Raw genomic sequence first — 12,922 nt, 5'->3', positions numbered from 1 at the left:
TGCAATTGCCGTTCGGTTGCCGTCAAAGGATGCAAGCCGCCCGGAACGTGATCATTCCAACATGGCGTTTACCTGAAAAGCAAGCTTTCCAGGTCCAGGCGCGAGTGCTCTTGTCCCCGACGCGAGACGAACCGAGACTGCACTTCAACGAAGACTGTCCTGTCCTGCTCCCGAACACCCGCGATAACGCATTCGAGGAAACGATGGCCGACGACCGCCAGCACAAGACCCGCACCCGGTTGATTCACGCCGGGAGGACGCCCCACGAGTTCAAAGGAGTTGTGAATACTCCGGTCTTCCACGCCTCGACGGTCCTCGCTCCGAGCCTGGCGGCCTGGCGCCAGGTGCGCGCCGCCCCGCCGCCGAACTACCCGGAGGGCGTCGACGCGCCGGTCACCTACGGCGTCAGCGGCACGCCGACGACCTACCGCCTGGAGGCCGCACTCTGTGAGATCTACAAGGCCGGCGACGTGGTCATGACCTCCTCCGGCCTGTCGGCGATCACCGCCGGGCTGCTGGCCGTGCTCAAGGCCGGCGACCACCTGCTGATGACCGACACCGCCTATTTCCCGACCCGCAAATTCTGCGAGCAGGTGCTGGCCAGGTACGGTGTCGAGACGACCTATTACGATCCCCGCATCGGCGCCGGAATCGCCGAACTGATGCGGCCGAATACCGCCTGCGTCTATACCGAGAGCCCAGGCTCCCAGACCTTCGAGCTCCAGGACATCCCGGCCATCGCCGAGGTCGCCCATAAGGCCGGGGCGGTGGTGATGATGGACAATACCTGGGGCACGCCGCTGTTCTGCGACCCCTTCTCGCTCGGCGTCGACATCGTGAACGAGGCGGTGACCAAGTATATCGGCGGGCATTCCGACGTGATCATGGGGCTGATCGCCAGCACCCGCGAATACAGCGAGCAGGTGCGCTCCACCGTCCGGCTGCACGGCCATTACGTGGCGCCGGACGACCTGTACCTGGCGGCCCGCGGCCTGCGCACCATGGAGCTGCGGCTGCGACAGACCGGCGAGACCGGTCTCGCGCTGGCCCGCTGGCTGGAGGGGCGGCCCGAGATCGACTGCGTCCTGCACCCTGCCCTGGAGAGCCACCCCGACCACGCCCTGTGGAAGCGCGACTTCACCGGCTGCAGCGGCCTGTTCTCCGCCGTGTTCAAGCCGGTGCCGGACCAGGCGCTGGCCGCGTTCTACGACGGTCTCGCGCTGTTCGGCATGGGGGCGAGCTGGGGCGGATTCGAGAGCCTGGTGAAGCCGACCGACATCACGCTGGAGCGCAGCGCGACCACATGGCCCTATGAAGGCCCGATCGTCCGGTTCTATACGGGGCTGGAGGATCCGGGGGATCTGATCGCCGATGTAGAGGCCGGGCTCGATCGCTTGCGGGCGGTGGCCGCCGCGGCGGGGTGAAGATCCCGTTAACCGCGCCTGAAGGCGATATCAGGTATGGTGCTCGGCCCGGGCGTCCGGCCGGAACAGATTGATCGAGGTGCCTTCTTGCCCACACGGCCTCCCATCGCGCCCCGCAGACCGCGGCTGGTGTTCTGCACCGGTCGCCCGGCGCGCTATGCCGCCGTGCTCAACACCCTGAGGCAGACCTTCGCCATCACGGTGACGGCGAACGATCCCAACGCGTCCAACGCCTTCGAGACGCGGCCGAACTGCGTGGTGATCGAGAATCAGCTGGTCGGCGGCGACGGGATCTGGCTGGCGCAGCAGGCCAACACGATGCGGGCGGGCGGGCAACAGTCGCTGATCATGGTGGCGCCGAAACTGACCCTGGAGGTCGGCCGGCTGATCGAGGAAGGGATCATCGACGACGCGATCACCGGCTCCCTGGAGCCCGGCGAGTTCCTGAGCCGGTTCTGGCGGATCTACGGCACCGCGAACGAGGACGAGGCGCTCAGCGACATCTCCAGGCCGGCCGCCCGGGTGATGCAGAGCGGCCGCCAGCTCTTCACCCAATTGGAGGGTATCACCGCGTCGGGCGGAATCGACGTGGAGGGCCGCAAGCTGGTCGCCAGCGCGGCCGCCAGTGTGGTCGACCTCGCCGGCGATCCGAGCGTGGCGCCGATGCTGCACCAGCTCCGCGGCCACCACGACAGCACCTTTGCCCACAGCCTGCGGGTCGGGATCCTGATGGCCTCCTTCGGCCGGGCGATCGGGGTACCGCCGGACCAGCTCCGGCTGATGGCCGAGACCGGGCTGCTGCACGATCTGGGGAAGATGCAGGTGCCGCTGTCGATCCTCGCGAAACCGGGGGCGCTGACCGACCGGGAACGCCAGGAGATGAGCCTGCATCCGGTCTACGGCGCCCAACTCGTCAACGAGGGGTACCGCGACCTGCCGGACCTGATCGCGGCCGTGCGGCACCATCACGAGAAGCTGGACGGCACCGGCTATCCAGACGGCCAGACCCGGGGCCAGATTCACGAGATGTCCCTGTGCACGGCGGTGGTCGACGTGTTCTCCGCCCTCACCGACCGGCGCGACTACAAGGAGCCGATGGAGCGGGACCGGGCCTTCGCCATCATGGACACCATGGCCGGCCCGCACCTGGAGCCGCGGCTCTACCGCCGGTTCCGGGAGCTGGTGACCGACACCAGCCTGGCCGAGGACCCGCTGGTGCGCTCGGCTCCCTGAGCGGCCGGGCCGGTCAGGCCGGGTAATGCCTGAAGCTGATACCGCCGGCCTTCTTGATCTGCTCGACCAGCGCGACTTCCCAGGTCAGGTAGTCGTTCATCGCCTTCTCAATCTCGGCCTTGTTGGTGCGATCGTAGGGCCGCAGGTAGCTGTCGTCCGGTTCCGAGAGCACGGCGGTCATGCCGCTCTGCATCGGCAGGCCGGCGACCTTCCAGGCCGCCGTGCCGCCCTCGATCACCACCACGTCGCGGCCCATGCCGGCGAGATCGGCGGCGGCGAAGCGGGCCAGCATGCCGTCCGGCGAGGTCAGCACGATGGTCTTGTCGGCCGGGATCTTGGACAGATTGTCCGGGATCGCCACCCGGCCGGCCCACCAGGCCCCTTCCGGATGGGCGTCGCGGTAGTCCAGGGCCTTGGCGAGGTCGAGGATCACCGCCCCGGCCTCGGCCAGCGAGCGGGCCGCGGCGGCCGGCACCGTCTTCACGCCTTTCAGGCGCTCCATCCCAAGCACCTGCGGCGTGTAGCGGCCATGAACGGTGCGCTGGCTGTCGAGCGACGAGGTCAGCACATGGACGTCCTGCCAGCCGAGCTGCACCAGCCAGCTCGCCGTCATCAGCGCGCGGACCTTGCGGTCGTCGACCAGGACGACCCGGGCGTTGCGCACCGGAAGATAGCTGTCGGTCGCCTGGACGAGCTGGCCGCCGGGTGCGTGGCGGCTGTCGGCGATCCGCCGGGCCTCGAACTCCTCGATGGTGCGCACATCCAGGATCGCCAGGGTGCGGGTGTCGCGCTCCTCCCGCCAGGTGTCCAGCGTGTCGGCGTCGACGGTCTTCACCCCGAAGCGCTTCGCGCAGGCCTCCGCCTGGGCCACCGCCTTGGCCAGGGTCTCGTCGGCGGGGTCCGGCGCGGTACGGCTGTTGCCGTGCTCGAGCTGGTAGCCCGACAGGTGCCAGCCCATGGTGCCGTTGCGCAGGGCGACGACCTTGTTGGGAATGCCGGCATTGATCAGCGACTGGGCGCCGATGATCGAGCGGGTGCGGCCGGCACAGTTCACCACCACGGTGGTGTCGGCATCGGGGGCAACCTGGCCCACGCGGTAGACGAGCTCGGCGCCCGGCACGTCGATGCCGGTCGGGATGTTCATCACCCGGTATTCATCCATCGGTCGGCTGTCCAGGACCACCAGCTTCTCGCCGGACTCCATCATCGCCTTCAGCTCGTCGGCGGACACGGACGGGGTGTCGTAGGCGTGCTCGACGAACTCGCCGAAGGCCTTGGACGGCACATACATGCCGCTGAACAGCTCGAAGCCGGCATCGGCCCAGGCCTTGGTGCCGCCCTCCAGGACGGCGACGTCGGTATAGCCGAAGCCCTCCAGCAGGGCGGCGGCGCGCTGCGCGAGCCCCTCGCCCGCATCCTCCACGACGATCGGGGTGGAGCGGCGCGGGATCTGCTCGCCCACCCGCAGCTCGAGCTGGCCCAGCGGGATGTTGGCCGCCAGGATCGGGTGGGAGGCGCCGTAGGCCGCCTGCTCGCGCACGTCGATCAGCGCGATCTCCCCGTCGCCGTCCAGGGCAGCCTTTAGGCTCGCGGCGTCGATCGTCTTGGCCATGTTGTTCCCTCCTTGGTCCGCCCGTTCAGGCTGCGGTCGATTCCAGCGCCTCGGCGGTTGCCAGCCAGTGTTCCTCGGCCTTCTCGATGGCGGCGTCCAGCTCCGCCTTCTTCTGGATAAGCTTCTGCAGCTCCGCGGTCGACCCGTCATATGTCGAGGGATCACCCAGTTTCGCGACCAGGGACTCGCGCTGCTGCACCAGCTTCTCCAGCGCCTTCTCGGCGTCCTTGGCCGCCTTGCGCAGCTCGGCGGTCTGGCGACGGCTTTCGGCGTTCTGGCGGCGCTGGTCCTTCTTGTTGACCTTCTCGCCGGTGTCCCGGTCCCGGCCCTTCTCGTTGCGCCGATCGTCGCGGATACGGTCGCGATAGGCGGCGAGATCGCCTTCGAAGCGCGAGACGGTGCCGTCGGCGACCAGCCAGAGCCGGTCGACGGTCAGCTCCATCAGCCGCCGGTCGTGGCTGATCAGGATCACCGCGCCGGAGAAGTCGTTCATCGCCTGCACCAGGGCGATGCGGGCGTCGATGTCCAGGTGGTTGGTCGGCTCGTCGAGCACCAGAACATGCGGGTCGTCCGCCATGACCAGCGCCAGGGACAGCCGCGCCTTCTCCCCACCGGACAGCGCACCGACCCGGGTGGTCTGCTTGTCCTGGGTCAGGCCAACCGAGCCGAGACGGGCGCGCACCCGGTCCACCGCCTGCCCCTTCAGGCGCCGCGTCAGGTGGTCCACCGCCGTGTCGTTCGGGTCCAGCTCGTCGGCATGGTGCTGGGCGACATAGCCGACCCGCAGCTTGGCGGCCCGGTGGATCTCGCCGCTGGCGGCCTGCAGCTCGCCGGCGATGAAGCGGGCGAGCGTCGTCTTGCCGTTGCCGTTGGCGCCGAGCAGGCCGATGCGGTCGTCCGGGTCCAGGCGCAGGTCGAGGTTGCGCAGGATCGGCTTGCCCGGCTCGTAGGCGATGGAGGCCTTGTCGATGGCCAGCAGCGGCGGCGCCAGCTCCTCCGGTTCGGGGAAGCGGAAGCGGGTTTCCGGGTCGGCCACCGCCGCCGGGATCACCTCCATCTTCTCCAGCATCTTGATCCGGCTCTGGGCCTGGCGGGCCTTCGACGCCTTGGCGCGGAACCGGTCGACGAAGGACTGGAGATGCTTGCGCTGCGCCTCCTGCTTGGTGCGCTCCGCCTCGATCTGCGCCAACCGCTCCTCGCGCATCCGCTCGAAGGTGTCGTAGTTGCCGGTGTACTGGGTCAGGGTCTGCCGCTCGACATGCAGGATCGTCGTCGGCACCGCGTTCAGCAGATCGCGGTCGTGGCTGACGACAATCAGCGTCTTGGGATAGGCCTTGAGGTGCTGCTCCAGCCAGACCGTGGTCTCCAGGTCCAAGTGGTTGGTCGGCTCGTCGAGCAGCAGCAGTTCCGGCTCCTGGAACAGCACGCCGGCGAGCGCCACGCGCATCCGCCAGCCGCCCGAATATTCCGACAGCGGCCGCTGCTGCATCTCCTCGGTGAAGCCGAGACCGGCGAGGATCCGTGCCGCCCGGGCGGGGGCCGCATGGGCGTCGATATCGACCAGCCGGGTCTGGATCTCGGCTATCCGGTTCGGATCGGTCGCGGTCTCCGCCTCGTCCAGCAGGGCGGCGCGCTCCTTGTCGGCGGCCAGCACGTGTTCGATGGGAGTCTCGGTGCCGCCCGGTGCCTCCTGGCGCACCCAGCCGATGGCGTTCTGCAGCGCGAACGGCCCGGTGAGGCTGACCGAGCCCAGGTCGGTCTGCAGGTCGCCGACGATGACCTTCAGCAGGGTGGACTTGCCGGTCCCGTTGCGGCCGACGAGACCCACCCGGTGACCCGGCGGAATGGTGGCGGTGGCGTCCTCGAGCAGGACGCGCCCGGCGACGCGGACGGTGATGTTGCGGATCGACAGCATGGGCGCGGTGATAGCACCACGGAGCCGAACCGGCCAAGCGTGAACCCGTGTTGTTTTCTCCAAACAATCCTCGTCATCCCGGACGGCCCCGTCCCGGATTTAATCCGGGATTAATCCGGGGGCGGGCCGGGACCCGGTTCCGACGCAACTAGCTGGGTCCCGGCCGATCTCCGGGTCGAGCCCGGAGCTCGCCGGGATGACGACGGAGTATGAGGATCGGCCCGCCACACCTTCCCTCCCCCGTTCCCCGGGCGTATGACTGGACGAATGGTTTCTCCCGCCCTGCCAAGTTCCGGTTCCGCAAACGCCGCCAAGGCGATCCTGATGATGGTTGCCGCCGCCGGCATCCTCACGGTCAACGACGCCATCGCCAAATGGCTGACCGAGCGCTATCCGGTCGGCCAGGTCCTGGCGATGCGCGGCATCCTCGTCGTGGCGATGGTGTACGCGTGGGCGGTCCTCTCCGGCCGCGGCTCCGCGTTGCGGGTAAAGAACTGGTCGCTGCACCTGACGCGGGGCGGGCTGATGGCGGTGTCCACCTTCCTGTTCGTGACCTCGCTCTGGCTGCTGCCGATCGCCGACGCCATCGCGATCTCCTTCGCCGGCCCGATCTTCGCCACCGCGCTTGCGGCCCTCATCCTGGGCGAGCCCGTCGGATGGCGGCGCTGGAGCGCCGTCGCGATCGGCTTCGTCGGCGTCGTGGTCATGGTGCGGCCCACGCCGGAGATGTTCCGAATCGTCGCCCTGATCCCCATCGTCGCGGCCTTCGTCGGTGCCCTGCGCGACATCGTCACCCGCAAGCTCGGCACCGGCGGAGAGTCGACCCTGATGGTGCTGATCGTCTCCACCAGCATCGTCGCCTTCGCCGGTCTCCTGACCCTGCCCTTCGGCTGGGTGATGCCGACCGCGGCGGAAATGGGGCTGTTCCTGGTCACCTCGATCCTGGTCGCCGTCGCCCAGGGGCTGATGATCGAGAGTCTGCGGCTCGGCGAGGTCGGGCTGGTCGGGCCCTTCAAGTATACGAGCCTGCTCTGGGCGCTCGTGCTGGGCCTGCTCGTCTGGGGCGACGTGCCGGGCGTGTGGACGCTCGCCGGCGCCGCCCTGGTGGTGGCCAGCGGACTCTATATCTGGCACCGAGAGACGGTGGCGCGCCGCCGCCATTAGCGGGTTCCGAATCCACTTGACGCGGACCGGAGCCGGCCGCATTTTCCGTCCCAGCGCCGATTTGCATCTGCTTGCGGGCGCTTAACAAATGCGGCTAAACGGATCGATCCATCCGCCCGGCCGCATCGGCTCTTGAGGGCGGATTTTTTTATCGCCACATGAACGGCATGGGCCTGGTCCTCCCCGACGGACCCCCGGTGATTTGAGGGGCAGCTTGCTCCGGGTCAACAAAAGCTAAAGCGCTTCGGCACCGACCGGCCCCTCGACACGCAGACGCAGGAGGCCATTGTGAGCCCGGAATTCGACCTCACCCCCGCGACCACCGCCGCCCCGACGGACCCGACCCTGGTGTTCGGCCCGCGGGTGCGCACCTCGCCCTACTTCGCCGCGACCCGGCGCTGGGGGGCCAGCACCTTCACGATCTACAACCACATGTACATGCCGGTCTCCTACCGGGGCGAGGCCGACTACTGGTCGCTGGTCCGCGACGTGACCGTGTGGGATGTCGCCGGCGAGCGACAGGTGGAGATCGCGGGACCGGATGCAGCCAGCTTCGTCCAGCATCTCACCCCGCGCGACCTGTCGACGATGACCGCCGGCCAGGCGAAATACGTCCTGATCTGCGACCATGACGGCGGCGTGCTGAACGACCCGGTCCTGCTGAAGCTGAGCGACCGGCAGTTCTGGCTGTCGGTGGCCGATGGCGACCTGCTGCTCTGGGTCAAGGCGCTGGCCCGGGCGGGGAACTGGGACGTGACGGTCACCGAGCCGGACGTCTCGCCGCTGCAGATCCAGGGGCCCAAATCCGGCACCCTGATGAGGCGGGTCTTCGGCGACTGGATCGACGGGCTGAAATACTTCCGCTTCGTGGAGACCGAACTGGACGGCGTCCCGGTCGTGGTCGCCCGCACCGGCTGGTCCGGCGAGTTCGGCTACGAGATCTTCCTGCGCGACGGCCGCTATGGCGACGCGCTGTGGGAACGGCTGTTCGAACTGGGCGCCGATCTGGGCGTCGCCCCGTCCGGGCCGAGCGCGATCCGGCGGATCGAGGCCGGGCTGCTGTCCTACGGCGCCGACATGACGGCGCAGAACAACCCGTTCGAACTCGGCCTGGACCGGCTGGTCAACCTGGACATCACGGCGGACTTCATCGGCAAGGACGCCCTGCGCCGGATCGCCAACGAGGGCGTATCGCGTCGGCTGGTCGGCATCGAGATCCTGGGCGATCCGATCCCCGCCAATGTGGACCGCTGGGTTGCCCGGTTCGGGGCCGAGGGCAAGCCCGGCCTCGTCACCAGCGCGATCTATTCGCCGCGCCTGCACCGCAACATCGCCATGGGCTACGCGCCGGTCGGCGACGACGCGATCGGCACCGGGGCCATCGTCGACACGCCGGACGGGCCGCGGGCGGCGACCGTCGTGGCGATGCCTTTCGTGGACGCCACCAAGGCCCTCGCCCGCGGGGTCGCGCCCGCGGTCTGAGCCGCCCGCCGGGTTGCAGGGGTCGACATCGAGACGGGGGGCGCTAGGCTGGAGCGCTCACCCGACCCGAGATCCACCAGACCCGACGGGAAGCGATCGTGACCGATTACGACAAGATTCTGCGCAGCGACGGCCAGGTTTCCATGGACGGCAGCACCAATGCCGTCACCTATGACGCCTGGGCCAGCGACTATGACCGGGAACTGGCCGCCTGGGGCTACGAGGCGCCAGACCGCGCCGCCGCCTTCCTCGCCAAGCACCTGGACGACACGGCCGCCGCACGGGTGCTCGACTGCGGCTGCGGCACCGGCATGACCGGCGTGGCGCTGCGGGAGGCAGGGTTCGCGGGGCCGCTGGTCGGGTTCGACATGTCCCAGGCCAGCCTCGACGTCGCCCGTGAGAAGGGCATCTATGCCGACCTGCAGCCGGTCGACCTGAACGGTCCGCTGCCGCTGGAGGCCCAGAGCATCGACGGCATTCTCTGCGTCGGCGTGCTGACCTATGTGGATCAGGGACCGCTGCTGCGGGAATGGATGCGGGTGCTGCGCCCGGGCGGCGTGGCCGTGTTCACCTGCCGCCAGGATTTCTGGGACAGCCGCGATTTCGAGGGCAGCCTGGGGGCCCTGGAGGCGGAAGGCAGCCTGACGCGGCTGGAGGTCACCGGCCCGATGCCCTACATCCCGGGTAATCCGGACTTCGGCACCAAGATCCAGATCCGATACGGCATCGTCGCCGCGCGGTAGCACGGCGGCCGGGCCTGAGCGGACGGAGAAAGGTTGGCGCGCCCAGCAGGACTCGAACCTGCAACCGTCCGCTTAGAAGGCGGATGCTCTATCCAGTTGAGCTATGGGCGCCCAAATGCGCCACACAAAGCGGCGGCTGGCAGGCGTCAGTGCGTCCAGTTGCTGCGGCGGTTGAACGCGAAATTGTCGGCATAGGCCTTGGGCTTCAGAACCCGCTCGCGCGGCTCCTGCACCACGAAGGCGAAGCCGTGCTTGCGGGCGAAGGCGATGGCCTCGTCCTTGCTGTCGAACGGGATGCGGACCTGGTTCGTGGTATCGCCGGCCGAGACCCAGCCCATGAGCGGTTCGGGGATGCGGCGGGACTCGGCCCGGTATTCCAGCATCCAGGCCTTGGTCTTGGCCCGGCCCGACTGCATGGCCGTCTTCGCCGGCTTGTAGATCCGCACCATCATCGCAAGGCCGCTCCTCACTCTGTCGCCGTCCAACGCCGTGGCGGCGAGTGTATCCCATGTCGTGGTCGGGGTGGACGGATTCGAACCGCCGGCCCTCTGCTCCCAAAGCAGATGCGCTACCAGGCTGCGCTACACCCCGTGCCCCGACATCCCTGGCAGATGGATATCCGCACAACCCCGGCATCGCAAGCCGAGAGTCGTCCCATCCGCCGGATCCGGACCGTCGGCCCGCAGAAGAACCCGCCGCCCGGTCGCGCGTTTCCGGGCTGCCGTGCGCCGTGGCTTGCCGGGGCCGCGCCGCTCATACACCCTGCGCCTCCCGTCCCGGCTTGCTGCAGCGAGAGACCCATGGCCAACCGTTCCCTGACCTTCGACGAGACCCTTTACGCCTATCTGGCCAATGTCGGCGGCCGCGAACCCGAGATCGGCGCCCGCCTGCGCGCCGCCACCGCCGAGATGCCCACCGCCGGCATGCAGATCTCCGCCGACCAGGGCAACATGATGGCCTTCCTGGTCGAGCTGCTCGGGGTGAGGAAGGCGGTGGAGGTCGGCACCTTCACCGGCTATTCGGCCCTGCGCATGGCGCTGGCCCTGCCCGAGGGCGGTTCGCTGATCTGCTGCGACGTGAGCGACGAATTCACCCGGATCGGCCGGCCGTTCTGGGAAGAGGCCGGGGTGGCGGACCGCATCGACCTGCGCCTCGCGCCGGCGACCCAGACCCTGCAGGCGATGATCGACGGCGGCGAGGCCGGCAGCATCGACCTGATGTTCATCGACGCCGACAAGCCGAACTACGACGCCTATTACGAAATGGCCCTGGTCCTGGTGCGGCGCGGCGGCCTGGTTCTGGTCGATAACGTGCTCTGGTCCGGGGCCGTGGTCGATGAAGAGGACCAGAGCGAGAGCACGAGCGTCATCCGCGCCCTGAACGCCAAGATCCGCGAGGACGAGCGGGTGTCGATGGCCATGCTGGGCATCGGCGACGGGCTCACCATGGTGCGCAAGCGGTGAGTTGGGTGTCCTCGCCTGATCGTTCCTCTCGCGCCCTTCGCCCTTCGACACGCCCCGGACTTAGTCCGGGGCTGCTCAGGGTGTGAGGTGGTTTTATAAGTGAGATTAAGAACGGACCTTAATGCTTTAAAGTAATTAATTTTTCTCTAGTCTCATAAAAGATCTACCTCACCCTGAGCAGCGCCGCAGGCGCGTGTCGAAGGGCGTGTCGCAGGGCTATTGCATCGCCTCCGACGTCACCAGCGCCCCCGGTCCCAGGCCCAGCCGCTCGGCCGTGCCGCCCGGCAGTTCCAGCACGTAGCGCACCCGGCGGCGCGAGGAGATCACCGCTTCCGAATGGGGCACCGCGCGCTCGTGGATCTGGGTCACCCGGCCGTCGTCGGAGATGAACAGCATGTCGAGCGGGATCTCAGTGTTTCGCATCCACATGGCGATGCGCTCGCGCCGAGGGAAGATGAACAGCATCCCGCGATCCTCGGCCAGTTCAGTGCGGAACATCAGCCCCCTGGCCCGCTCCTCCGGCGTGCCTGCGATCTCCACCTGGAACGTGTGGGCCTCCCCCTGCTCCGTGGTGACGGTCAGCGGCACCAGGTCCTGCGCCCAGGCGGCGGCCGGGGCGAGCAGCAGGACGAAGGTCAGGGCAAGAAATCTCATGGCGACAGCACGGCCTCGGCCAGACGGTGGATCTCATCGCGGACAGGGCCGCGGTTCGGCGGATCGGCGATCGTTGTGAACCAGTGTTCCGGCGGATTGCGGCCCCGGCTGTGGTTCCATTCCAAACCGCGCAGCACCGCCTCCGCGGCCCCCTGGGTCGGCACGTCCGGGTCGATCCCGTTCAGGGTCGCCCAGATCCCGGTCCAGGCCCGGGCGACCGACCAGGGATTGTAGCCGCCGCCGCCCACCACCAGAACCCGCGGCGCGCAATGCACCAGCCGCTCCACCGCCGCCCACAGCGCGCGGTTGGACAGATCGAGCTTGGCCTGGGGGTCGTCGGACAGGCCGTCGGCCCCGGTCTGGATCACCAGGGCGTCGGGGAAGAACCGGTCCACGAGCGGGACCACCGCCGAGTCGATCAGCACCTCCAGCTCGCTGTCGTTGAAACCCTGCGGTACCGGCAGGTTGCGGGCCATCCCGCCGGCCCGGTCATCGACGGCGCCGGTGCGCGGCCAGCGGCCGTCCTCGTGCACCGAGATCGTCAGCACCCGGTCGTCGTGGTGGAAGGCGTCCTGCACCCCATCGCCGTGATGAGCATCCAGATCCACATAGGCGATCCGCTCCAGCCCGTGGTCAAGCATGGCCAGGATGCCGAGCACCGGGTCGTTGAAGAAGCAGAACCCCCAGGCCATTGCGCGGCGGCCGTGATGGGTGCCGCCCGCCAGCGAATGGATCACGCCCCGCTCGACCCCGGCCAGCAACGTGCCGGCGAGAATCGACGCACCCGAGGAGGTCGCCGGACGGCGGAAGATCTCGGCGAAGACCGGGTTGCCGTTACGGCCGATATTGTAGCGGTCGCGGATCTCGTCCGGCACGTGCCGGGTGCGCTCGGCCTCGGCGACGGCGGCGATGTAGTCGGGCTCGTGGAACCGGGTGAGCTGCTCCGGGCCGGCCTGCAGACAGTCCAGATACTGCCCATCGCCGAGCCAGCCGAGCGCCCGCGCCAGGTCGAGCACCGGCGTGACCCGCTGGATCGACAGCGGGTGGCGACGGCCATAGACCGAATGTCGGTAGATCTCGTTGGCGATCAGGATCGGCCGGCGCGGGAAGACTGCCGGCGGCGGCTTCAGCACGCCCGCCGTCCAAGCCGGATCGCGCCGTGCGGTGACCGAGGGATCGACGATCGGGCTCTGCTCTGCGGGGCTGGCCATGTCCATGGGGCGAAATCTGGA

11 protein-coding genes and 2 tRNA genes are annotated in these 12,922 nt (G+C 68.6%); 6 read left to right on the top strand and 7 right to left on the bottom strand.

Translation table 11 applies throughout. The annotated features are described in order from the left end of the window. Positions 1-203: 203 nt before the first annotated feature. Together metC and ACOQOP_RS06370 are read left to right on the top strand one after the other, a co-directional pair. The gene (gene metC, locus ACOQOP_RS06375) at positions 204-1,424 is read left to right on the top strand and encodes a cystathionine beta-lyase (RefSeq protein ID WP_420565487.1); all 1,221 of its coding nucleotides are present in this window, start codon (positions 204-206) and stop codon (positions 1,422-1,424) included. Between the two features lie 129 nt (positions 1,425-1,553). Next, complete coding sequence (locus tag ACOQOP_RS06370; protein WP_420565486.1) at positions 1,554-2,657, top strand: HD-GYP domain-containing protein; 1,104 nt, start codon at positions 1,554-1,556, stop codon at positions 2,655-2,657. Between the two features lie 13 nt (positions 2,658-2,670). Here ACOQOP_RS06370 and ACOQOP_RS06365 read toward each other — a convergent pair whose 3' ends face one another. Together ACOQOP_RS06365 and ACOQOP_RS06360 are read right to left on the bottom strand one after the other, a co-directional pair. After that, a complete protein-coding gene (locus ACOQOP_RS06365) occupies positions 2,671-4,269 on the bottom strand; it encodes a rhodanese-like domain-containing protein (protein WP_420565485.1) in 1,599 nt (532 codons plus the stop codon). Positions 4,270-4,294: 25 nt separating this feature from the next. Next, positions 4,295-6,184 carry an ATP-binding cassette domain-containing protein gene (locus tag ACOQOP_RS06360; protein ID WP_420565484.1) on the bottom strand — a complete coding sequence of 630 codons (1,890 nt, stop codon included), beginning with the start codon at positions 6,182-6,184 and terminating at the stop codon, positions 4,295-4,297. 324 nt (positions 6,185-6,508) lie between these two features. Between ACOQOP_RS06360 and ACOQOP_RS06355 the strand changes: the two genes are divergently transcribed. The 3 genes from ACOQOP_RS06355 (at position 6,509) to ACOQOP_RS06345 (ending at position 9,573) form a co-directional block, all read left to right on the top strand. Next, positions 6,509-7,348 carry a DMT family transporter gene (locus ACOQOP_RS06355; protein WP_420565483.1) on the top strand — a complete coding sequence of 280 codons (840 nt, stop codon included), beginning with the start codon at positions 6,509-6,511 and terminating at the stop codon, positions 7,346-7,348. A gap of 288 nt (positions 7,349-7,636) precedes the next feature. Continuing rightward, positions 7,637-8,830, top strand: a complete 1,194-nt coding sequence (locus ACOQOP_RS06350) for a glycine cleavage T C-terminal barrel domain-containing protein (protein ID WP_420565482.1) — start codon at positions 7,637-7,639, stop codon at positions 8,828-8,830. Between the two features lie 98 nt (positions 8,831-8,928). Continuing rightward, on the top strand, positions 8,929-9,573 hold the full coding sequence (locus ACOQOP_RS06345; protein ID WP_420565481.1) for a class I SAM-dependent DNA methyltransferase: 645 nt from the start codon (positions 8,929-8,931) through the stop codon (positions 9,571-9,573). A gap of 34 nt (positions 9,574-9,607) precedes the next feature. Here ACOQOP_RS06345 and ACOQOP_RS06340 read toward each other — a convergent pair. The 3 genes from ACOQOP_RS06340 to ACOQOP_RS06330 all read right to left on the bottom strand — a co-directional run bounded on the left by ACOQOP_RS06340 (position 9,608) and on the right by ACOQOP_RS06330 (position 10,164). After that, a tRNA-Arg gene (locus ACOQOP_RS06340) sits at positions 9,608-9,684 on the bottom strand. A gap of 35 nt (positions 9,685-9,719) precedes the next feature. Next, positions 9,720-10,043, bottom strand: a complete 324-nt coding sequence (locus tag ACOQOP_RS06335) for an ETC complex I subunit (protein ID WP_420565480.1) — start codon at positions 10,041-10,043, stop codon at positions 9,720-9,722. 44 nt (positions 10,044-10,087) lie between these two features. Continuing rightward, a tRNA-Pro gene (locus tag ACOQOP_RS06330) sits at positions 10,088-10,164 on the bottom strand. A gap of 209 nt (positions 10,165-10,373) precedes the next feature. On the opposite strand from ACOQOP_RS06330, the gene ACOQOP_RS06325 reads away from it, so the two are divergent. Further along, the gene (locus ACOQOP_RS06325; RefSeq protein WP_420565479.1) at positions 10,374-11,036 is read left to right on the top strand and encodes a class I SAM-dependent methyltransferase; all 663 of its coding nucleotides are present in this window, start codon (positions 10,374-10,376) and stop codon (positions 11,034-11,036) included. A gap of 216 nt (positions 11,037-11,252) precedes the next feature. On the opposite strand, the gene ACOQOP_RS06320 is transcribed toward ACOQOP_RS06325, so the two are convergent. Continuing rightward, positions 11,253-11,690, bottom strand: a complete 438-nt coding sequence (locus ACOQOP_RS06320) for a DUF192 domain-containing protein (RefSeq protein ID WP_420565478.1) — start codon at positions 11,688-11,690, stop codon at positions 11,253-11,255. Next, positions 11,687-12,907 (bottom strand): acetoin utilization protein AcuC, encoded by a 1,221-nt coding sequence (locus tag ACOQOP_RS06315; protein ID WP_420565477.1) that lies wholly within the window; start codon positions 12,905-12,907, stop codon positions 11,687-11,689. Before ACOQOP_RS06315 ends, ACOQOP_RS06320 begins: the two co-directional genes overlap by 4 nt. Between the last annotated feature and the right edge of the window lie 15 nt (positions 12,908-12,922).

The organism is Thalassobaculum sp. (assembly GCF_965223715.1).
In the GTDB taxonomy this organism is placed as follows: Bacteria; Pseudomonadota; Alphaproteobacteria; order Thalassobaculales; family Thalassobaculaceae; genus Thalassobaculum.
Note: the sequence above shows the minus strand (reverse complement) of the source record. Positions and strands in the feature narration are given on the sequence as shown.